Annotated in this window: 21 protein-coding genes; 13 read left to right on the forward strand and 8 right to left on the reverse strand. The window is 69.0% G+C overall.

Annotated elements, in window-relative coordinates; translation table 11 throughout:
- Positions 1-21 precede the first annotated feature (21 nt).
- The 3 genes from BN4252_RS09560 (at position 22) to secA (ending at position 4,128) form a co-directional block, all read left to right on the forward strand.
- Positions 22-651 carry a ComF family protein gene (locus BN4252_RS09560; RefSeq protein WP_230208625.1) on the forward strand — a complete coding sequence of 210 codons (630 nt, stop codon included), beginning with the start codon at positions 22-24 and terminating at the stop codon, positions 649-651.
- 70 nt (positions 652-721) lie between these two features.
- Positions 722-1,411 (forward strand): ribosome hibernation-promoting factor, HPF/YfiA family, encoded by a 690-nt coding sequence (hpf, locus tag BN4252_RS09565; RefSeq protein ID WP_066530054.1) that lies wholly within the window; start codon positions 722-724, stop codon positions 1,409-1,411.
- 158 nt (positions 1,412-1,569) lie between these two features.
- On the forward strand, positions 1,570-4,128 hold the full coding sequence (gene secA / locus BN4252_RS09570; RefSeq protein ID WP_066530060.1) for a preprotein translocase subunit SecA: 2,559 nt from the start codon (positions 1,570-1,572) through the stop codon (positions 4,126-4,128).
- A gap of 9 nt (positions 4,129-4,137) precedes the next feature.
- On the opposite strand, the gene BN4252_RS09575 is transcribed toward secA, so the two are convergent.
- Complete coding sequence (locus tag BN4252_RS09575; RefSeq protein WP_066530062.1) at positions 4,138-4,512, reverse strand: hypothetical protein; 375 nt, start codon at positions 4,510-4,512, stop codon at positions 4,138-4,140.
- A gap of 154 nt (positions 4,513-4,666) precedes the next feature.
- Between BN4252_RS09575 and BN4252_RS09580 the strand changes: the two genes are divergently transcribed.
- The 3 genes from BN4252_RS09580 (at position 4,667) to BN4252_RS09590 (ending at position 6,971) form a co-directional block, all read left to right on the forward strand.
- A complete protein-coding gene (locus tag BN4252_RS09580; RefSeq protein WP_066530067.1) occupies positions 4,667-5,080 on the forward strand; it encodes an HAD family hydrolase in 414 nt (137 codons plus the stop codon).
- Entirely contained in the window at positions 5,081-5,575 is a 495-nt protein-coding gene (locus tag BN4252_RS09585) for a DUF6912 family protein (protein ID WP_066530075.1), read from the forward strand.
- Between the two features lie 85 nt (positions 5,576-5,660).
- Positions 5,661-6,971 carry an MFS transporter gene (locus tag BN4252_RS09590; RefSeq protein ID WP_066530904.1) on the forward strand — a complete coding sequence of 437 codons (1,311 nt, stop codon included), beginning with the start codon at positions 5,661-5,663 and terminating at the stop codon, positions 6,969-6,971.
- Positions 6,972-6,975: 4 nt separating this feature from the next.
- On the opposite strand, the gene rsgA is transcribed toward BN4252_RS09590, so the two are convergent.
- Complete coding sequence (gene rsgA / locus BN4252_RS09595) at positions 6,976-7,998, reverse strand: ribosome small subunit-dependent GTPase A (protein ID WP_066530076.1); 1,023 nt, start codon at positions 7,996-7,998, stop codon at positions 6,976-6,978.
- Entirely contained in the window at positions 7,998-9,281 is a 1,284-nt protein-coding gene (gene aroA / locus BN4252_RS09600) for a 3-phosphoshikimate 1-carboxyvinyltransferase (protein ID WP_392389930.1), read from the reverse strand. The genes rsgA and aroA overlap by 1 nt, the downstream gene beginning before the upstream one ends.
- Before the next feature lie 21 nt (positions 9,282-9,302).
- Here aroA and BN4252_RS09605 point away from each other — a divergent pair, with 21 nt between their 5' ends.
- Entirely contained in the window at positions 9,303-9,965 is a 663-nt protein-coding gene (locus tag BN4252_RS09605) for an SOS response-associated peptidase (RefSeq protein ID WP_066530082.1), read from the forward strand.
- Positions 9,966-9,970: 5 nt separating this feature from the next.
- On the opposite strand, the gene BN4252_RS09610 is transcribed toward BN4252_RS09605, so the two are convergent.
- Positions 9,971-10,444: an aminoacyl-tRNA deacylase gene (locus tag BN4252_RS09610; RefSeq protein ID WP_066530087.1), complete on the reverse strand. Its 474-nt coding sequence runs from the start codon at positions 10,442-10,444 to the stop codon at positions 9,971-9,973.
- Between the two features lie 28 nt (positions 10,445-10,472).
- Between BN4252_RS09610 and BN4252_RS09615 the strand changes: the two genes are divergently transcribed.
- Entirely contained in the window at positions 10,473-11,099 is a 627-nt protein-coding gene (locus BN4252_RS09615; RefSeq protein WP_066530907.1) for a sigma-70 family RNA polymerase sigma factor, read from the forward strand.
- Positions 11,099-11,374: a mycothiol system anti-sigma-R factor gene (rsrA, locus tag BN4252_RS09620; protein ID WP_066530090.1), complete on the forward strand. Its 276-nt coding sequence runs from the start codon at positions 11,099-11,101 to the stop codon at positions 11,372-11,374. Before BN4252_RS09615 ends, rsrA begins: the two co-directional genes overlap by 1 nt.
- A gap of 137 nt (positions 11,375-11,511) precedes the next feature.
- Here rsrA and BN4252_RS11645 read toward each other — a convergent pair whose 3' ends face one another.
- The 4 genes from BN4252_RS11645 to BN4252_RS09640 all read right to left on the reverse strand — a co-directional run bounded on the left by BN4252_RS11645 (position 11,512) and on the right by BN4252_RS09640 (position 14,748).
- Positions 11,512-11,586, reverse strand: a complete 75-nt coding sequence (locus BN4252_RS11645; protein WP_096877815.1) for a 50S ribosomal protein bL37 — start codon at positions 11,584-11,586, stop codon at positions 11,512-11,514.
- Between the two features lie 86 nt (positions 11,587-11,672).
- Positions 11,673-11,936 carry a WhiB family transcriptional regulator gene (locus tag BN4252_RS09630; protein ID WP_066530093.1) on the reverse strand — a complete coding sequence of 88 codons (264 nt, stop codon included), beginning with the start codon at positions 11,934-11,936 and terminating at the stop codon, positions 11,673-11,675.
- A 455-nt stretch (positions 11,937-12,391) separates the two neighbouring features.
- Positions 12,392-13,486 carry an Rv3212 family protein gene (locus BN4252_RS09635; RefSeq protein WP_066530101.1) on the reverse strand — a complete coding sequence of 365 codons (1,095 nt, stop codon included), beginning with the start codon at positions 13,484-13,486 and terminating at the stop codon, positions 12,392-12,394.
- Entirely contained in the window at positions 13,483-14,748 is a 1,266-nt protein-coding gene (locus BN4252_RS09640) for a DEAD/DEAH box helicase (RefSeq protein ID WP_066530910.1), read from the reverse strand. The genes BN4252_RS09635 and BN4252_RS09640 overlap by 4 nt, the downstream gene beginning before the upstream one ends.
- A 207-nt stretch (positions 14,749-14,955) precedes the next feature.
- Here BN4252_RS09640 and BN4252_RS09645 point away from each other — a divergent pair, with 207 nt between their 5' ends.
- From BN4252_RS09645 to BN4252_RS09660, 4 genes are read left to right on the forward strand one after another with little or no spacing between them, the layout of a single operon-like run.
- Positions 14,956-15,180, forward strand: a complete 225-nt coding sequence (locus tag BN4252_RS09645) for a DUF3107 domain-containing protein (protein WP_066530104.1) — start codon at positions 14,956-14,958, stop codon at positions 15,178-15,180.
- An 11-nt stretch (positions 15,181-15,191) separates the two neighbouring features.
- Positions 15,192-16,157 (forward strand): DUF3152 domain-containing protein, encoded by a 966-nt coding sequence (locus BN4252_RS09650; protein ID WP_078056887.1) that lies wholly within the window; start codon positions 15,192-15,194, stop codon positions 16,155-16,157.
- A gap of 12 nt (positions 16,158-16,169) precedes the next feature.
- Entirely contained in the window at positions 16,170-16,913 is a 744-nt protein-coding gene (locus tag BN4252_RS09655) for a hypothetical protein (RefSeq protein ID WP_230208626.1), read from the forward strand.
- Between the two features lie 19 nt (positions 16,914-16,932).
- Positions 16,933-20,004, forward strand: coding sequence for a PD-(D/E)XK nuclease family protein (locus tag BN4252_RS09660; protein WP_066530107.1), 3,072 nt, complete (start codon positions 16,933-16,935; stop codon positions 20,002-20,004).

A 20,004-nucleotide genomic window follows, 5' to 3' on the forward strand; every position in this document is an offset into this window, starting at 1 on the left:
CGGGCATCTAGAATCGCCCGCGTGGGGGTGTTGGGGGATCTGGCCGAGCTGGTGCTGCCGCGGCGCTGCGCCGGCTGCGGCGCGCCGGGCGAGCTGTTGTGCCCGGCCTGCCGCGTCGCGCTGGCCGCCCCGCCCCAGCGCGTCTTCCCGCCCACCTCGCCCCACGTGCCCGTCTTCGCGCTCGGACCCTACGCCGGCGCGCACCGCTCGGTGGTGCTGGAGATGAAGGAGCGCGACAACTTGGCGGTGCGCCGCTACGTGGGTGCCGTGCTGGCGGGCGCGCTGGACTACCTGGAGGCGCGCGGCGATATCCCGCACGGCGCGACCTTGGTGCCCGCGCCCACCCGGCCGTCCTCGGCGCGCGCCCGCGGGGGCGACCCGGTTGCGCAGTGCTGCCGCGCCACCGGCCGGCACGTGGCGCCGGTGCTCTGGCTGGCGGAGCGTACGGCGGACCAGTCGCAGCTCACCGCGGCGCAGCGCCGGGCCAACATGGCGGGTGCCGTGCGCCTGCGCGCGGCACCTGAGCCCGCGGCCACGTGCATCGTGGTGGACGACGTGGTCACAACGGGGGCGACGTTGCAGGGGAGCGTCGAAAAGCTGCTCGCGCACGGTGCGGAAGTCCCGGCGTGCATCGCGCTGTGCGCGGCGTAACCATCTGGTTATGACCAGTTGTATACTCGGGGATGACCCCGTTCCTACTACCGAGAGGGATGACGCAGCAATGACTTCCGCAGAGCACGACCAGGCCGCCTTGAGCCCCGCCGCCCAGGTGACCATCACCGGCCGCAACGTCGACGTGCCGGAGCACTTCCAGGAACGCGTGAACGCCAAGCTGGCCAAGATTGAGAAGCTCGATCCGTCGCTGAACTCGTTCCACGTGGAGCTGCAGCACGAGCCGAACCCGCGCCGCGAGGCGCAGGCGCAGCGCGTGCAGATCACCGCCACCGGCAAGGGCCACCTCGCACGCGCCGAGGCGAAGGAGGACAGCTTCTACGCCGCGCTCGAGTCGGCCGTGGGCAAGCTGGAGCGTTCCCTGCGCAAGGTGAAGGTGCGACGCGAGATCTCCCGCTCCGGCCACCGCGCGCCGAAGGGTGCCGGCCAGGTTGCGGCCGAGTTGGCGCAGGAGGCGGAGCAGACCCGCCAGTCTGAGGGGAAGTACGACGTGGACCCGTACGCCGGCCAGTTCGAGGACTTCGAGCCGGGCCACATCGTGCGCAACAAGCTCCACCCCGCAACGCCCATGAGCGTGGATGACGCCCTGAGCGAGATGGAGCTGGTGGGCCACGATTTCTACCTCTTCATCGACGCCGAGACCCAGCGCCCGTCGGTGGTCTACCGCCGCCACGCCTTCGACTACGGCCTGATCGCCCTCGCCCCCGAAGCCGAGATTCCGGCAGTTCCCGCCGAGTAGCCCCGGCCCGCAACGAGTCCGCATCCTTACCGGGTGCGGGCTTTTGCTTCTCGACGCTCCCTTGCCGCCCGCGTACAATAGACGGCTGATACTGCCACGAACACTATCGAGGTGCTCGGGAGGTGCCCGGGTAGCTCGAGGTAAAGGATGCACATAACGTGTTTGGATTGTCGAAGTTGCTCCGCGCGGGTGAAGGGCGCACCGTCAAGCGCCTGGCCAAGATCGCCGATCAGGTCATGGCACTGGATGATGAGTACAGCGCGTTGACCGATGCGGAGCTGAAGGCGAAGACCGAGGAGTTCCGCGCCCAGCTCGCCGAGGGCGCGTCTCTGGACGACATCCTGATCGATGCGTTCGCCACCGCCCGCGAGGCGTCCTGGCGCGTGCTGGGGCAGAAGCACTACAAGGTGCAGATCATGGGCGGCGCGGCCCTGCACTTCGGCTCCGTGGCTGAGATGAAGACGGGTGAGGGCAAGACCCTGACCTCCGTCCTGCCGGCCTACCTCAACGGCCTCGAGGGCAAGGGCGTGCACATCGTTACGGTGAACGACTACCTGGCCAAGCGCGACGCGGAGATGATGGGGCGCGTGCACCACTTCCTCGGCCTTGAGGTGGGCGTGATCCTCTCCGAGCTGCGCCCGGCGGAGCGCAAGCTGGCCTACGCCGCGGACATCACGTACGGCACTAACAACGAGCTCGGCTTCGACTACCTGCGCGACAACATGACACGCTCGCCGGCGGACATGGTGCAGCGCGGCCACAACTACGCCATCGTGGACGAGGTGGACTCGATTCTCATTGACGAGGCCCGCACCCCGCTCATCATCTCCGGCCCGGCGGACGGCTCGAGCCAGTTCTACACCGTGTTTGCCCAGCTCGCGCCGCGCATGCGCGAGGGCATCCACTACGAGGTGGACCAGCGCAAGCGCACCGTCGGCGTGTCCGAGGAGGGCGTGGAGTTCGTCGAGGACCAGCTCGGCATCGACAACCTCTACGCGCCGGAGCACTCGCAGCTGGTCAGCTACCTCAACAACGCGCTGAAGGCCAAGGAGCTCTTCGAGCGCGACAAGGACTACATCATCCGCCAGGGCGAGGTCCTGATCGTGGACTCGTTCACCGGCCGCGTGCTGCCTGGCCGCCGCTACAACGAGGGCATGCACCAGGCGATCGAGGCGAAGGAAAACGTCGAGATCAAAAACGAGAACCAGACGCTGGCAACCGTCACCCTGCAGAACTACTTCCGCCTGTACACCAAGCTGGCGGGCATGACCGGTACCGCCGAGACCGAGGCGAGCGAGCTGCACCAGATTTACAAGCTCGACGTGGTGGCCATCCCGCCGAACAAGCCGAACCAGCGCCGCGACAGGGACGACCTGATCTACAAGACGCAGGAGGCGAAGTTCGCCGCCGTGGCGGACGACATCGCGGAGCACGTGGAAAAGGGCCAGCCGGTGCTGGTGGGCACCACCTCGGTGGAGCGCTCCGAGTACCTCTCCCAGCTGCTCACCCGCAAGGGCATCAAGCACAACGTGCTCAACGCCAAGCACCACGAGGAGGAGGGCCGCATCATCGCCGAGGCCGGCCTGCCCGGCAAGGTGACCGTGTCCACCAACATGGCCGGCCGCGGCACCGACATCGTGCTCGGCGGCAACCCGGAGATCCTCCTGGACGCGAAGCTGCAGGAGCAGGGCTTGGACCCGTTCGAGGACGAGGAGCGCTACCAGCAGGCGTGGGACGAGCAGCTCCCGGCCGCCAAGGAGCGCTCCCGCGAGCTGGGCGACCGCGTGCGCGAGGCGGGCGGCCTGTACGTCATCGGCACGGAGCGCCACGAGTCGCGCCGCATCGACAACCAGCTGCGCGGTCGCTCCGGCCGCCAGGGCGATCCGGGCGAAACCCGCTTCTACCTCTCCATGCGCGACGAGCTGATGGTGCGCTTCATGGGCACCTCCATGGAAAACATGATGAACCGCCTCAACGTGCCGGACGACGTCCCGATCGAGGCAAAGATGGTCTCCAACGCCATCAAGAGCGCGCAGTCGCGCGTGGAGAACCAGAACTTCGAGATGCGCAAGAACGTGCTGAAGTACGACGAGGTGCTCAACGAGCAGCGCAAGGTCGTCTACGCCGAGCGCCAGGAGATCCTGGATTCCAAGGACATCGCGGGCCAGGTGCGCCGCATGATCGAGGAGACCGTGGGCGCGTACGTGGACGGCGCGACGCACGACGGCTACGTGGAGGACTGGGACCTCGATGAGCTGTGGAAGGCGCTCGATTCCCTGTACGGTCCCTCGGTTTCGGCGCAATCGCTTATCGACGGCCCCGAGTACGGACGCCCCGGCGAGATCTCCGCCCCCCAGCTACGCCAAGCCGTGATCGACGACGCGCTGGCCCAGTACGACGCGCTGGAGGAGAACGTCGCGGCGATCGGCGGCGAGGACCAGATGCGCAACATCGAGCGCATGGTGATCCTCCCGGTCATCGACACGAAGTGGCGCGAGCACCTCTACGAGATGGACTACCTCAAGGAGGGCATCGGCCTGCGCGCCATGGCGCAGCGCGACCCGCTGGTGGAGTACCAGAAGGAGGGCGGCGAGATGTTCAACGCGATGAACGAGGCCGTCCAGGAGGAGACCGTGCGCCAGCTGTTCATGATGCGCAAGCAGTTCGAGGAGCAGGCACCCGCCGAGGGCGAAGCCGGCGGCTCGACCGTGGTGTAGCCCGCCGCGCTACAGCACCTTGAACGACACGAGGCGGCCCGCGTGCATGCGGGCCGCCCACGCGTATCTGCGCCCGCCCACCTCTACGGTGCCGAAGAATTCGCCGCCCTCGCGCGCGTGCGAGGTGACCTCGTGCACCTGCCCGGCCGGCAGGGGCAGTCTGCGCCGGTAGCGCACGTGGGAGCGCACGCCCATGTCGAACAGCGCGCCCGTGAGCGTCTCCGGGTCGCGTTGGCCAAAGGACGCCTCTAGGGCCTGGCGCACCAGCGGCGCCATGGGGTTCTCGGGTACCGTGCGGGCCGGTGGCATGCGGGTGACTTTGGGGAACGTGGCGCGCGGCACCAGCACTTTCACGTGCTGGTGGCCGGGGGCCGGGTAGTACATGGCGGGGTCTCCCTCGGTGGCGGTGCGGGCGGATTGGGGCGGGCGTGCAGGTAGGATTGTGCACGTTCGAGCGCTCGGGGCGCTAGGTTGCCCGTGCCCATCTCAATGCGCGCGCGGCGCGGAACCGCGCGAGCGACCAGAAAGGATGCATCGCATGCAGGGTTTGATTCTTGATTACTCAGGTGTCCTCGACATGGATCCGGAGGACGAGCGCCGGTGGCGGAGGCTCATCGGCGCGGTGCGGGGGAAAGATGTCTCCGCGGGCATCCTCTCCAACGAGCCGGCGGACGGCCCGGACGCGGACACCATCCGCGAGTGGGAGTTCCGCGGCGACGTTGACGCGGTGGTGCTGGCCGGCGCGATCGGCCACGAGAAGCCGGAGCGCGAGGCCTTCCAGGCCGCGGCGGACGCGATCGATGTGCCCCTGCACGAGTGCGTGCTTATCGACGACGACATTTTGAACGTCCGCGCCGCCGTCGAGTGCGGCATGATCGGCATCCTCCACACCGCCTTCGAGCGCACCGCCGTGGAGATTCAGTCCCTCTTCGACGTCGAGGGCGAGTTCTAGATGCGCGTCTACATCCCGGCGACGTTTTCCATGCTCAAGTCCCTCGACGAACACGGCGTGATCCACGCCCGCAACGGCTGGGGCTTCGCGGCCACCCCGGAGTTGACCGAGTTTTTCACCTCCGGCGACCAGGAGGAGATCGAGGCCGTCGCGTTCGACGACGCGGCGCTCGCCTCCATCCGCCTGCTGGCGATCGGCGGGGAGGAGCAGTTCCCGCACCGCCGCGTGGTGGTGTCCGTTGACGCGGAAGTCCAGCCGCAGCCGGAGATGGGAGAATCCGTAGTCAAGCTGGCCGGCCCAGTGGAGCTGAATGACGTCGCGGCGATTCACGTGGACGTGCAGGAGGCGGAGGAGGCCACCGCAAAGGCGATCGATGCCATCGACGCCGCCGACCTCGGCGACGAGGACGCGGAGCTGGCCGTGGGCGACGCCCAGGACAACTACATGGCGTTCTACGACCCGAGCGAGTTGCCGTTCTTGGTCGAGCTGCTGTAGCAGCGACGCGCCGTTCCCGCAACCACCGCCGCCGTTTCCTGAATGTAATGTGACGGATGTGACCAGTGTTGTGGAAAATAACGGCATGCCGTCTCCCGAAACGCTCACCAAGCTGAGCAGCCCCGCCCGCGCGAACGCGGAGCGCCGTAAAGTCGCCTCGGCCACCCTAGTGGGCACCACCATCGAGTGGTTCGACTTCTTCATCTACGCCCAGGCCGCCGGCCTGATCTTTGCCAAGGAGTTCTTCGCCGCGGCGAGCGAGTTCGCCCAAATCGTCTCCTGGGTCTCCCTCGGCATCTCCTTCCTGTTCCGCCCGGTGGGCGCGGCGCTCGCCGGCCACCTGGGGGACAAGTACGGCCGCAAGCCGGTGCTTACGCTCACGCTGATTGTCATGGGCGTTGCCACCGCACTGATCGGTGTCCTGCCCACCGCCGCCCAGATCGGCGTGGCCGCCCCGATCCTGCTGCTCCTTTTGCGCATCGTCCAGGGCCTCTCCGCCGGCGGGGAGTGGGGCGGCGCCGCGCTCATGGCGGTCGAGCACGCGCCGCGCGAGTCCCGCGGCAGGGCCGGCGCGTACCCGCAGCTGGGCGCGCCCTGCGGCCTCGCGCTGGCCACCATCGTCTCCCTGGTGCTCAACATGGCGCTCGGCCACGAGGCCTACGTGGCCTGGGGCTGGCGGATCCCGTTCCTGCTCTCCCTGCTGCTCGTCGGGGTCGGCCTGTGGATCCGTTCCCGGGTGGAGGAATCTCCGGTTTACCGCGAGATTGAGAAGGAGAGCAAGGCCGAGTCCGCGCCGGTGAAGACGGTGATGCGCCACAATGGCGGCACGGTGCTGCTCGCGGCCCTGATCTTCGCGGCCAACAACGCCGCGGGCTACATGCTCATCGCGTTCTTCGGCTCCTACGGCATCAAGACCCTCGGCCTCGACTCCACGCCCGTCCTCGCCTCCCTGGCGGCCGCGGCCATCCTCTGGGCGGTGCTGACCCTGTGGTCCGGTGGGCTGTCGGACAGGCTCGGGCGCATTGAGACCTTCCTGGTCGGCTACGGTCTGCTGTTCATCGCCGTCATCCCCACGTGGCGCCTGATCAACACGGCGGAGCTGCCGCTGTTCTTCCTGGGCGTGGTGCTGATGACCCCGGGCCTCGCCCTGTCCTACGGGCCGCAGAGCGCGCTGTACGCCGAGATGTTCCCGCGGCCCATCCGCTTCTCCGGGGTGAGCATCTCCTACGCGCTCGGCGCGATCCTCGGCGGCGCGTTCGCCCCTATGATCGCCGAGTTCACCCTGGGGGAGGGCAGCGCAATCACGCTGCCGGGATACCTCATGGGCATGACCGCCATCGCGGTGGCCGCGCTGCTTTGGGTGCGCAAGCGCGTGCCTCTGCAGGACGAGCTGTAAGCGCCTAGCGCTCCTCGTCCAGCTGCTTGAGCTCCCATTCGTTGTTGGAATGCAGGGCTTCTAGCAGGCGACGCACCGCCTGCACCCGGCGGCCCAGCGGGGAATCGGCCGGGATCTCGTCCCAGGCGCACTCGGGGTCCGCGGGCGGGCCGAGGTGGGTGCAGCCGCGCGGGCAGCGCTCGGCGGCCTCGGCGAGCTCCGGGAAGACATCGATGATCTGGTCGGGGGAGATGTGGGCGAGGCCGAAAGAGCGGATTCCGGGGGTATCGATGACCCACCCGCCGCGAGCAAGCGGCAGCGCCACCGACTGCGTGGAGGTGTGGCGGCCCTTGCCCACGCCGGAGACCTCGCCGGTGAGACGGTTAGCCTCGGGCACGATGCGGTTGACCAGGGTGGACTTACCCACGCCGGAGTGACCGATCAGGGCTGAGACGTGGCCCGAAATGGCCGACACCAGCTCGTCGATAGGCTCCTCGATGCCCACCTCGAACACGCGGACATCCAGGTCCTCGATCTCGCGCTGGAACTCGGCGGGGTCCGCGATGTCCGACTTGGTCATGCACACCACGGGGGTCACGCCGCCGTCGAACGCCGCGACCAGCGCGCGCTCCACAAAGCCGGTGCGCGGCGGCGGGTCGGCGGCCGCGACCACGATCAGCATGAGCTCGGCGTTGGCCACGATGATGCGCTCGTACGGATCCGTATCGTCGGCCGTGCGGCGCAGCACCGACGTGCGGTCCTCGCGCTTGACTATCCGGGCGAGCGTGTCCTTCTGGCCCGACGTGTCTCCCACCACGCCGACGCGGTCGCCCACCTCGACGGAGACGCGCTTGAGCTCGCGCGCCCGCATGCAGGTGACCTCGGTGCCGGAATCCAGCACCACGCCCCAGCGGCCCCGATCCTTGCTCACCACCATGCCGAACTCGGCGTCGGCGTGCGACGGGCGGTCTTTCGACCTGGGCCGCGACCCCTTGCCGGGGCGGACGCGGACATCGGATTCGTCGTAGTCGCGAAAGCCCCGGCCCATTACGCGCGCACCATCTCGGCCCACATCGCCTCGAAGTCCGGCAGTGTCTTGGCCGTGGTGCCGATGTTCTCCACCTCCACGCCCGGGGTGGTCAGCCCGATGATGGCGCCGGCGGTGGCCATGCGGTGGTCGTCGTACGAGCTCCACCTGCCACCGTGGAGCGGGGCCGGGTGGATGCGCAGCCCGTCCGCGAGCTCCTCGCAGCGGCCGCCGAGGTTGTTGATCTCCCGGGTCAGCGCGGCCAGGCGGTCCGTCTCGTGCCCGCGCAGGTGCGCGATGCCCGTCAGCTCCGTCGCCGTGGTGGCCTGGGTGGCCAGCGCCGCGACGGTGGGCGTGAGCTCGCCGATGTCCGACATGTCCAGACGGATGCCCCGCAGCGTGCCGGGTACCGGCCCCTCCACCTCGAGCGCGTAGCCGGCGCCGTCGGCGCACAGCTCCACCAGCGCGCCCATCCGCTCCAGGATGAGGCGGATGACGTCCCCGGGCTGGGTGGTGTCCACCGGCCAGTGCGGCACCCGCACCACGCCGCCGGTCACGGCCGCGGCCGCCAGGAACGGCGTCGCGTTGGACAGATCCGGCTCGATGGCGTAGCGCGCCGGCGCAATCCGCTGCGGCTCCACGCGCCAGCTCTGGCCCCCGGCCTCGGTGCGGGACTCAACGCGCACGCCGGCCTCCGCCAGCATCGCCACGGTCATCTCGATGTGCGGCATGGAGGGCAGGGTGCCCGCGGTGTTTCGCACCGTCACGCCCCGCTCGAAGCGGGCGGCGGAAAGCAGCAGGCCGGAGACGAACTGGGAGGAGCCGGAGGCGTCAATGGCCACCTCTCCGCCCTCGGCCGAGCCGCGGCCGTGGACCGTGAACGGAAGCGTGTCGCCCGCCACGGCCACCCCGAGTTGGCGCAGCGCGTCCAGGATGGTGGTGATGGGGCGTTTGCGCGCGTATTCGTCTCCGTCGAAAAGCACTGGCCCCTGTGCGAACGCCGCCACCGGCGGCAGGAAGCGCATCACGGTGCCCGCCAGCCCGCAGTCCACCTTCGCGCCGGTGAGTTCGCCGGGGGTGACTTCGATGACGCCATCGCGATGCTCGAACCCGACGCCCATCTCGGCGAGCGCGGCCTCCATCAGGTCCGTGTCGCGCGAGCGCAGCGCACCGGTGATGGTGGACTTCCCGTCCGCCAACGCCGCCAGGATGTACGCCCGGTTGGTCATCGACTTGGACCCCGGCACCGCCACGGTGTGGGTGATGGGGGAGGCGGGCGTCGGCGCGGACCACAGGTTTGTCATGCGCACCATCATAATGAAGGCATGTGTGGACGTTTCGTGCTTTTCACCTCCGGCCAGGACCTGCTCGACGAGGTCGCGGCCCTGCCCGGTGTCGCCGCCGTGGAGGCTCCAGACGGCACCCCGCCGCCGCGCTACAACATCGCCCCCACCCAGCAGGTGCCGCTGATCCGCATCGACGGCGCCACCGCCCGACTCGATGCCGCCCGCTGGGGGCTGTTGCCGCACTGGAAGAAGGACGAGACCGGCCCGCCGCTGTTCAACGCGCGCGGGGAGACGGTGGCGGAAAAGCCGTCCTTCCGCTCGGCGTTCAAGGCCCGCCGCGGCCTGATGGTGCTGGACGGCTACTACGAGTGGCGCCAGGACGAGGGCGGGAAGCAGCCCTTCTTCGTCCGCCCGGAGCGCGGGCTGCTCTACGCCGCCGCGCTGTGGGATACGGGGCTTGATCGCTTATCGACGACCATGGTCACCACAGATGCCACCGAGAACATGGCGTGGCTCCACCACCGCCTGCCCCTCTTCCTCGCGCCGGGCGAGGTGGAGCAGTGGGTTCACGGTAGCCCCGCCGAGGCGCTCGAGCTGGTGCACCCCTCCCGCGTCGCCGGGGACCTGGTGTGGAGGGAGGCGGATCGGGCGGTGGGCAACGTGCGCAACGACTACGCGGAGTTGATGGGGTTCGAGGGCTAAGCGGGCTACTGGGTGCCGATGGGGGCGAAGCGCCCGCCGCCGAGGCGCGCGAGGTCCGCCGGGGCGATCGCGATGGACAGGCCGCGCTGGCCGGCGGAGACGGTGATGGTGGGGAGTGGTTCGACGGATGCGTCGATAAGCAAAGGAAGCTCCTTAAGCGTGCCGAGCGGCGAGATGCCTCCGACGACGTAGCCCGTCGCGCGCTGCGCTTTCGCCGGGTCCGCCATCTCCGCGTGCTTCCAACCCAGCGCCTTCGCCGCGGCCTTCAGCGAGAGGTGGCCGGCGACGGGAACGCAGCACAGCGCCATCTCGCGCTCGTTGCCGGCGTGCGCGATCACCAGCGTCTTCAGCGTGGCGGCGGGGTCCGTGCCGAGCTCCTCGGCGGCGTGCTCGCCGAAGTGATCCTGGCTGGGGGAATACTCGAGCACCGTGTGCGGTGCGTCCTGCGCCGCGGCGAGGGCGCGGGTGCGTGCGGCCATGTCGGCTCCTTTCCTTACAATGACCACTATGCCCGAAACCGAGCCCGACACCGCAGCGCCCGACACCGCAGCCGGAGCGGTCGACCTGAAGGAGCGCTTCACGCAGGAGGCGATGCCGCTGCTCGACCAGCTCTACGGCGGCGCGCTGCGCATGACGCGCAACCCGCAGGACGCCGAGGACCTGGTGCAGGAAACGTACCTGAAGGCCTACAACGCCTTTGACAGCTTCAAGCCCGGGACCAACCTGAAGGCGTGGCTGTACCGGATTATGACCAACACGTACATCAACACCTACCGCAAGAAGCAGCGCCGCCCGCTGGTGACATCCGCGGAGGACGTGACCGACTCGCAGCTCTACACCTCCAGCTCGCACGACTCGACCGGGCTGGAATCCGCCGAGGTTGAGGCGCTGAAGAACATGCCCAACTCGCGGATCTCCGAGGCGCTGAACTCGATCAACGAGGACTACCGCATGGTGGTCTACTACGCCGACGTGGAGGGGCTGGCGTACAAGGAAATCGCGGAAGTGATGGATATCCCACTCGGAACCGTGATGAGCCGGCTGCACCGGGGAAGAAAACAGCTGCGGGAGCTGTTGAAAGACGTAGCCCACGAGCAAGGCATAGGACTCGACCGCGAACCGGAGGAGAAGTGATGGGTAGCGAGAACGCGAACTGCGGATGCGGATGCGGGGGTGCCGAGGCGCTCCTGCACGAGCTGTTCGACCCGGAAACTACCGCCCAGCGGGCTCGCGAGATCCGCGCCGAGATCGCCCGGTGCCCCGAGTGCTTCACCCAGCTCGAGTCCGAGCAGGCCGTGCGCGGTATCGTGCGGGACTGCTGCGGCAAAGCCAAAGCACCGGAGCCCTTGCGCGAGCGCATCATCACCTCGATCACGACCGTGACGTACACGCAGGTGCGTTACCGCTAGCCCGCCTGGCGCAACATGGGCGCCAAGAGTAGACAGCCAGTAGGCAGCGATGCGAAACGCCGCCCCTTTTCTCACCGTGCGGTGGAGAAGGGGCGGCGTTCGCGCTGCCGCGCGCGGTACGCGGGCCGCGGCGCGGTTTAAGAGTTGGGGCGCTTGCCGTGGTTCGCGCCCTTCTTGCGGCGGTCCTTGCGCTTACGTCCACGCTTGCTCATCGTGGCCTCCTTTATATATAGGTGCGGGGGTTACTCGGGCAATTACTCTATCGTCCGCACGCAGCGGGGCGGAAATCAGCCGGAGCCTAGACGGCGAGGCGGGCGCGGTTGCGGGCGCGCGCCTTGTTGCGGCGCTTGAGGGCGCGGCGCTCCTCCTCGGAGAGGCCGCCCCACACGCCCGCGTCCTGGCCGGTCTCGAGCGCCCACTTCAGGCACTGGGAGGTGACGGGGCAGCGGTTGCACACCAGCTTCGCCTGGGCGATCTGGGTGAGGGCCGGGCCGGAGTTACCAACGGGGAAGAACAGTTCCGGATCCTCGTCGCGGCAAACAGCTTCGTGGCGCCAATCCATTGTGACAAACTCCTTCAAATTCGATCCATCGATATATTTCACGCGCACCACTTCAGCCCCGGTTAAACGGGGTTGTTGCAAAGAATGTTTGATTCCAGGTCCCAGGCGGTGTGCCCCTGGCGAGGCCCCGTCTTCCGGTTTCCCTGGCGTTAACCCTGTGGTGACCGAGGGTTAAGGGCTGTGTAACCAGCCCGTTGTTTTTGCTACCCGTGAATAATGGCACGATACGCTGGAGCCCGCTAGGGGTGAACGCGGAAATGTGGCGTAAATCACCGACTAGGGGCCCGGCCGTACGCCCGAGTGGCGGGCTCGGGGGGGGGCTCTTTTTCACAACTCAAGCCGGCGGCGGGCTTGCCCGGGTGGGCGCACGGGGGCTCTTGCAGCTCTATACATCAAAGCATCATGTAATGTAACTCCTGATAGACACTCATCAACTGCGTATGATGAGATAGTTACTATTCCACGGTATTGGTGTCCCAGTTGATTACCGCCACTCCGCCCTCCGAGGCGTAAAGCAGGCGGTCCCCAGCCGCGAAGCCGGTGCCCAACGCGCCCTTGAACACGCCCGTAGCCGTGAGCTTGGCCGGTTCCATGAGCACGAGGTAATCGCCCTCGTGGTACGTCATGTGGTGGGGCAGGTCTGCGACCGGCAGCACGCGCACGCCGCTGTCCAGCGTAATCGGGCCGGGCAGCGCCGGAATGGACGAAGAGCTGACCTCGTTGCCGTCCTTGTTGTAGGTGGTGATGCGGGAGGCTGCGGGGTCAAACACCGCGGCGGAATCCTGCGAGATGGCAACGAGGTAGGCGCCCTCTGCGATCTCCACGCTCGCGGTGAGCTCCGGCTTGCGCGAGTCCTCCGGGGTAGTGTCTTGGAATCGCAGGTAGGAGCCGTCCGCGCATGTCTCGGTGACGGCGAACAGCTCGGTGCGCGTCAGGGCCGAGGTGATCTGGCACTGGTTCGGCTGCATGTCAGGCTCTTGCGGGGCCTCCACCTCGCCGTACTCCACGGTGCGGACCATGTCGGAGCGCCACAGCTCGGTGCGGTTGGCGCCCACGTACCCCACGCGGTCATTCGAGGAGATGCCCGCAACCTCCTCCGGGCCGATTGCGGAGCGGGTGCCGGCGTACGTGCCGCCCAGCGCGTCGAGTGCGACAACATCCCCGCAGCCCGCGTTGCCCCGGTAGTTTGCCACCACCTTGCCCCAAGCCTGGCTCAGGGAACAAAGCGGGAACTCGCGGTGGTAGGTCCACGCCGTATCGCCCTGCGGGGTGGTGGCGGTCAGCGTGCCCTCGTTGTAGGTGATGATCAGGCCGTTGGCCACCACCGGCTGTACGCCGGGGGAGTGATCCGGCAGGCGGAAGGCCTCCGTGAGGGAGCTCGGCGCGACGGCGAGTTTGCCGGCGTTGTCAAGCTCCTGCACCGCCGGCGCGAGGTGATCGGCGCGGATCGGGGCGGTGAAGTACGCGGTGCCCACCAACAGGGCCGATACGGCGGCGATGGCGGCGGTGGCGATGAGGTCGCCTCGTGTGCGGCGCAGCGGGGCACTCACCGGCGCCTCCTTCCTCTGCTGGGGTTGTCTCGCTTGTCGCGCGTGTCCCCGGCGGGACGCGCCCCGTGGACTTTACGCGCCGGGCCCACACGCTCGGCGGCGGACTCGGGGATAGTGAGCGATTGGTACAGCTCCGGGGAGGTGGAGAACCACTCCGGCGGGTTGGGCTGGCCCAGTTGTAGATCCGTGTCGATGAGCTGCCACTTGTGCAGCTCGTCGTATCCCACCAGCGTCACTGCGGTGCCGCTGTGGCCGGCGCGCCCGGTGCGGCCGATGCGGTGGACGTACGTCATCGGGTCATCCGGCGTTTGGTAGTTGACCACGTGAGTGACGTCCTCGACGTCGATGCCGCGTGCGGCAACATCCGTGGCCACGAGGATGTCCACGTCCCCGGCGCGGAACGCGTCCAGGGATTTCTCCCTCGCGCCCTGGCTCAGGTCCCCGTGCACCGCGCCGACTGCGAACCCGCGGCGGCCGAGGTCCTCGGCCACCTCCGCGGCGGTGCGCTTGGTGCGGGTGAAGATGATGGTGCGGCCGCGGCCCTCGGCCTGCAGGATGCGGGCGAGCACCTCCGGCTTGTCCATGCGGTGCGATTTGAATACCACCTGCCGGGTGGTGGTGTGCGTGGCGGGGGCGTCTGCGGACTCGGCGCGGATGTGCAGGGGCTGGCGCATCTTCGCGCGCGCGAGGGTGAGGATCTGCCCCGGCATCGTGGCGGAAAACAGCATGGTCTGCACGCTGCCCGGCACCGCAGCCCACAGCTTTTCCACGTCCGGCAGGAAGCCCATGTCCAACATCTCGTCCGCTTCGTCGAGCACCAAGATCGCGGACTTGTCCAGGCGGAGATCCCCGCGCTGGTGCAGGTCGATCAGCCGGCCCGGGGTGCCTACCACCACGTCGATGCCTCCGGAGAGCGCCTCGATCTGCTCCTCGTAGGGGCGGCCGCCGTAGATCGTTGCTAGGCGCAGCGGCGTGCGGGAGGCGGCGCGCGCGAGGTCCTCGCCCACCTGCACCGCCAGCTCGCGCGTGGGCACAACCACCAGCGCACGGGGGGTGCCGTCGAGCTCCTCCACGTCCGCCGAGTCGAAGACCCTATCTAGAAGCGGGATGCCAAAGGCGTATGTCTTGCCCATGCCGGTGCGGGCCTGGCCGATGATGTCCCGGCCATCGAGTGCGATGGGTACGGCCAGCTCCTGGATGGAGAAGGCTTCGCGGATCCCCAACTCGCCGAGCGCCTCGACTAACTCGGCGGCGACTCCCAGTTCGGCGAACGTCGGGCCGCGCTTGTCCGGGCGCTTGTCAGGCTTGCCAGGGCGCTTGTCCGGGCGGGCACGTGCGGCGGTGTCAGCGGGTGTGGGCACCTCCTCATCATAACTGCTGGCCGCGGGCTGACCGTGGCGTGTGGTGGGGTCACTACAATGGCCGGGGCAATCGATTCGAGAGAAGTTGTGAAGGAAGGTAGTACGGCTATGGACATCAAGATTGGCCTGGCAGACAGCCCGCGCGAGTTGGTTATCCGCGTCCCAGAGGACGGTGCGGCAGTGCTTTCCCAGCTCGCGCAGGCGATCGAGGCGGGCAACCCCGTGATGCAGCTCGCGGACGAGAAGGGCCGCCAGTTCCTCATCCGCACCGAGAAGATCCTCTACGTGGAGCAGGGGAGCGCCACGGCTCATTCCGTGGGCTTTATGCGCTAAATTAGCTGCTTATGAAACCCAGGGATCCGCAGCTGCACCGCCGCGCCGACCGTGCAGGCGGCGCGGCTTCGGATCATCAGGACGGGGAGGGGCGCCTAGTCCACTTCGCGCGCGAGTACGGGTGGCGCGCCTACGCCGTCCCGGTGCTCGCCGTGGTGACCGTGTTCGTGCTCATCAACATGGTGCAGAACCCGGGCGACACGGTGGTGGATACCGCGCAGTCCGCGGATGCGGGGACTACGGGCCGCACCCCGCGCTCCGCGGAGGGGGATGAGCCGACCGAGGAGATCGTGCCGGCGGACCTGCCGATCTGGGATCTGGACGAAAAGACCCTGCCCCCGGGCGGGCCATACGCGGAGGTGGGGGAGAAGACGTTTTATGAGGTCGGCACTCCGGGGGCGTCGGCAGGCAAAGGCGATGAGCTGGTGCAGCGCTACGTGGTCGAGGTCGAGCACGGGGTGGATACGACCGGCTACGGCGGGGACGACGCGTTCGCGCGCATGATCGACGCCACGCTGGCGGATCCCCGCGGGTGGATCAATGACCCGCGCTTCCGTTTCGAGCACGTGACCTCAGCGGACAACCCCACGCTGCGCATCCGCCTGACGTCGGTTGGCACCACCCGCGAGCTGTGCGGCGCGGACATCGGGCTGGAGACCAGCTGCCGCACCACGATTACGGGCGAGGATTCGGTGATTCTCAACGAGTCCCGCTGGGTCCGCGGCGCGGTGCCGTTCGAGGGTGACCTGGGTCGCTACCGCCAGTACGTGATTAACCACGAGGTGGGGCACGCTGTGGGCTTCGCGGAGCACGAGGGCTGCCACACGGACGGCGAGCTCGCGCCGATCATGATGCAACAGACCCTGAGCCTGAATAACGCGGAGCTCCGCGCGTTCGGAGCCACCGGGGTCTACCCGGACAACAACAACACGTGCCGCTCCAACCCGTGGCCGTACCCGCGCCCGGCAGTGCTGTAGATTTTGCAAGCTGTGAGCACCCCAGACGCGACGCACGAGATTCCGCAGCACGTCCTCGCGGCGTTCCAGCTGGAGGGCACCGGCGAGCCCACCTCCCCCGCGTGGGATAACGGCCGGCGGTTTGGCCGGGTGGTGGTCTCCCCAGCGGGGCCGGCGGCCGCGTGGTCCGGCAAGGTTCGCGAGCGCCTAGCCGGCACCCTCGACGGGCTGCGCATCAGCCGCCCGGTGCGTTCCACGGACGGCCGGCTGGTGGTGGGCGGTTTCGTAGCCAGTGAGTTTGCGGAGGGCGCGCCCGCCGCGCGCGTGGATGAGGCGGTTGCTGGGGCGTTGCTTTTCGACGCAGCCCTCGAGCCCACCGAACCCCCGGCAGCCCCCACTCGTCCGGACGCGTGGGCGGAGGCGGACCGTCACGTCTGGGCGTCCGAGCGCTGGAGCGGCGAGCACGTGGTGGCGCACTTGGACTTCTTGGCGAGCTGCCTGTTCGAGGGTTCGTTGCCGCCCACCCTGGCAGGCATCACGCCCTCCTTCGAGCCGCGCCCGCGCGGGTTTACCGCGGCGCTGGTGATTGTGGACGGGCTGCTGGCGGGGGCGGTGGACCCGGGGGTGATGCGGCGGTGGGCCCACATTCCGCACCTGGGCGAGCTGGCCGCGAAGGCGCTCGAGTTCCGGGACCTGACCTCAGCCGGCGCGGATTCGAACGTGCGTTCTAACTTTACGAGGGTGTCAAAGATCGTGTCGGGGATCGTGTCGGGCTAGCGTGCCACAATCGCGAGCCATGGACCCGATACGCCCTAACCTGCCGTCGCTGCCGCCCGCGGTCACCCCCCGCGCGCACTTGGTTGCGCGCACGCGGCGGGCCGAGCCAAGGCGGTGGCCGATGGAACTGCCCACTCGCGGGCGGTGGAAGGTCACCGGCGAGGCGGGTTCGGGCGTGTCCAGCTTCCTCGTGGACACGGCGGTGCAGGCCATCGCGGAAAACCCGGCCCGCGCGGCGGAGCGCGGCGTCCTGCTGCTCACGTCGTCGAAGGAATCCGGGGCGAGGCTGCGGGCCGAGCTCTCAGACCGCCTCGCGGCGAGCGGCTTCGTCGCCGACGAACCGGTGGTGCGCTCGGTGCACTCCCTAGCCTTCGCGGTGCTCAGGCAGCGCTCCGCGCCGGAGATCCGCCTGATCTCCGGCGCGGAGCAGGACGCCGTGATCCGCGAGCTACTGCTCGGCCACGCGGAGGACGGCGGCGGTACGTGGCCCGCGGAGCTGCGCCCCGCCCTGCCGCTGGTCGGCTTCGCACGCCAGCTGCGCGACTTCCTCCTGCGGGCCGTCGAGCGCGGGCTCGGCCCGGATAGCCTGCGCCGCCTCGGCCAGACCCACGGCATCGGTATCTGGTCCGCCGCGGGCGACTTTCTGGCCGAGTACCAGCAGGTCATGGCGCTCACGGGTACCTCGCGCTACTCGGCGTCCGAGCTCGTCTCGCGCGCGGCGGAGCTGGAGCTGGACGCGCCCTGGAGCATCGTGCTTGTTGACAACGCGGAGCAGCTCGCGCCCGCCTCCGCCGCCCTCGTTACCCGCCTGCTCGAACGGGCGGACCTGGGCGTGGTCGGCGGCGACGTGGACCAGGCCGTGTTCCGCTTCCGCGGGGCCACGCCGGAGTTCCTCCGCACCCTCGGGGGCCTCGAGCACACCGTGATCGACCTGGGGAAAACCAAGCGCGCGCCACTGCGCCGGGTGGTGCAGGCCCCGGACGCGCAGGCCCACGAGGCGTTCGTGGTGGACGAGATCCGCCGCGCCCACCTCGAGGCCGGGACCGCATACAGAGATATAGCGGTGATCGTGCGCTCGACACCGATGATCGAGCCGCTGCGCCGCTCCCTGCTACACGCCGGGGTGCCCGTGAGCCTGGATCCCACGGACGTTGTGCTTGCGGAGCAGCGCATTGTCAGGGCGCTCCTGCTGGGCCTGCGCTCGCTGTCAGAGGAGCTCACCGCCTCGGAATGGCGCGACCTGCTGCTCGGCCCCGTCGGGGGTGCGGACCCGGTCACGCTACGGCGCCTGCTGCGCGGCCTGCGCCGGTGGAAACCCGATCAGCGCGCCGAGGAGACGTTGCGCCAGCTGCTGGTGGCCAAGGGTGAGCTGCCCGATTTCGGTACTGTGCTCACCCAGCGCGAGCTGGACATCCTCGAGCGCGTCCGCGGCGTTTTGCGCCAGGGGAGCGGGGTACACGCCGCGGGCGGGAGCGTGGAGGAGGTACTCTGGGCGCTGTGGTCGGCCACGGGGTTGGCGGACAGGCTGCTCGCGGCGGCGCTGCGGGGTGGGGCAACGGGCTCCCAGGCGGACCGCGACCTGGACGCGGTGATGGCGCTCTTCGACGCCGCGGGCGACTTCACGGAGCGCCGGCCGTCGGCAGGCATCGAGCTCTTCATCTCGTCGATCACTGAACAGGAGCTGCCCACGGGCGTACGAGATCGGCGCACGGCGAAGCCCGATGCCGTCGCTCTGCTCACCGCCCACGGCGCGGCCGGGCGCGAGTTCCCCCACGTCATCGTGGCAGGGGTGCAGGAAATGAGCTGGCCGAGCCTGGGCGAGACGGGCACGATCTTCCGGCAGGAGGACCTGATAGACCTCATCGACGAGGGCATTGACCCGGCCGTGCCGGTCTCGCACACGGCGGAGCGCATGGTGGAGGAACGGCGCCTGTTCCACGTCGCCACCAGCCGCGCCACCGAGACGCTGATGGTCACTGCCGTGGACGACCAAGACGCGGACGAAGTGGTCCAGCCCTCCCGGTTCGTGGAGGAGTTTGCCAAGGCGCACGGGCTCGACACCGAGGTGGTGAGCCTGAGCGCACCCGCCACCGCGCCGCGGCACGGGGAGGCCGCGGTGGTGCGGGTCCTCTCGCGCGACCACGTGGTGGCGGAGCTGCGCCGCGCGGTGAGCAACCCGGCCTCCTCAGAGGTGGAGCGAGCACAGGCGGCGCGCCAGCTGGCGCGCCTCGCGTCGGCCGGGGTGGCGGGCGCGGACCCGGGGCAGTGGTGGGGGCTGCGGGGAGCGTCGACAAGCGAAAAGCTCCCTCTTCGCGGTGGGCTCTCCCCGTCGCGGATCGAGTCCCTGCTCCAGTGCCCGATGCGGGAGGTGCTCGAGCGGATGGTCGGCCTCGATGAGACCCGCGAGATGATCTACGGCTCGATGGCCCACGCCTACCTCGAGGCGGTGGGCGGAGGGGCGGACCCGGCAGCCGCGCGTGAACTGGTGATGGCCGCTCGTGCAGAGGCGCAGGAGGGGCCGGTGTGGAAGGCGGAGCGGGACCTAGCCGATTTCGCCGCGATGCTCGACCGCATCGATACGTGGCTGGCCACCTCGCGCGCGGCCTTCGAGCAGGTTGCCGTCGAGGCAGAGGTGGACGTGCGCGTGGACGAGGACGTGCGCATCCGCGGCCGCGTGGACCGCCTCGAGCGCGACCGCACGGGGGCGCTCCACGTGGTGGACCTGAAAACCGGGTCCCAGCCGCCCACCAAAGCGGAGACGCAGTCCAACGCGCAGTTGATGGCGTACCAACTCGCGCTGCGCGCCGGGGAGTTCGCGGGTGGGCGCGTGACCACGTCCTCCGGCGCAGGATCCGAGGTCGGCGGCGCGACCCTGGTCTACCCCAACGCGCAGAAGAAGACGCTGGCCACCCGCGAGCAGGCGGCGAAGGACGACGCGGAGCTCGCCGCCTTCGCCGAGGCGATCCGGCCGCTGCCGGGTGAAATGGAGGGGCCGCAGCTCACCGCCCGGACCGGGCCGCACTGCGACCGCTGCCGGGTGCGCCACCTGTGCCCCGTGCAGCCCGAGGGAAGGGAGCTGACCGATGTGTAG

It is taken from the genome of Corynebacterium bouchesdurhonense (assembly GCF_900078305.2).
Classification (GTDB): Bacteria; Actinomycetota; Actinomycetes; order Mycobacteriales; family Mycobacteriaceae; genus Corynebacterium; species Corynebacterium bouchesdurhonense.

Excerpts from the sequence above, each read along its gene's own strand:
- hpf (WP_066530054.1), top strand. The coding sequence starts at position 722 with ATGACTTCCGCAGAGCACGACCAGGCCGCCTTGAGCCCCGCCGCCCAG.
- BN4252_RS09575 (WP_066530062.1), bottom strand. The coding sequence starts at position 4,512 with ATGTACTACCCGGCCCCCGGCCACCAGCACGTGAAAGTGCTGGTGCCG.
- BN4252_RS09580 (WP_066530067.1), top strand. The coding sequence starts at position 4,667 with ATGCAGGGTTTGATTCTTGATTACTCAGGTGTCCTCGACATGGATCCG.
- BN4252_RS09585 (WP_066530075.1), top strand. The coding sequence starts at position 5,081 with ATGCGCGTCTACATCCCGGCGACGTTTTCCATGCTCAAGTCCCTCGAC.
- BN4252_RS09590 (WP_066530904.1), top strand. The coding sequence starts at position 5,661 with ATGCCGTCTCCCGAAACGCTCACCAAGCTGAGCAGCCCCGCCCGCGCG.
- rsgA (WP_066530076.1), bottom strand. The coding sequence starts at position 7,998 with ATGGGCCGGGGCTTTCGCGACTACGACGAATCCGATGTCCGCGTCCGC.
- aroA (WP_392389930.1), bottom strand. The coding sequence starts at position 9,281 with ATGACAAACCTGTGGTCCGCGCCGACGCCCGCCTCCCCCATCACCCAC.
- BN4252_RS09605 (WP_066530082.1), top strand. The coding sequence starts at position 9,303 with ATGTGTGGACGTTTCGTGCTTTTCACCTCCGGCCAGGACCTGCTCGAC.
- BN4252_RS09610 (WP_066530087.1), bottom strand. The coding sequence starts at position 10,444 with ATGGCCGCACGCACCCGCGCCCTCGCCGCGGCGCAGGACGCACCGCAC.
- BN4252_RS09615 (WP_066530907.1), top strand. The coding sequence starts at position 10,473 with ATGCCCGAAACCGAGCCCGACACCGCAGCGCCCGACACCGCAGCCGGA.
- rsrA (WP_066530090.1), top strand. The coding sequence starts at position 11,099 with ATGGGTAGCGAGAACGCGAACTGCGGATGCGGATGCGGGGGTGCCGAG.
- BN4252_RS09630 (WP_066530093.1), bottom strand. The coding sequence starts at position 11,936 with ATGGATTGGCGCCACGAAGCTGTTTGCCGCGACGAGGATCCGGAACTG.
- BN4252_RS09645 (WP_066530104.1), top strand. The coding sequence starts at position 14,956 with ATGGACATCAAGATTGGCCTGGCAGACAGCCCGCGCGAGTTGGTTATC.
- BN4252_RS09650 (WP_078056887.1), top strand. The coding sequence starts at position 15,192 with ATGAAACCCAGGGATCCGCAGCTGCACCGCCGCGCCGACCGTGCAGGC.
- BN4252_RS09660 (WP_066530107.1), top strand. The coding sequence starts at position 16,933 with ATGGACCCGATACGCCCTAACCTGCCGTCGCTGCCGCCCGCGGTCACC.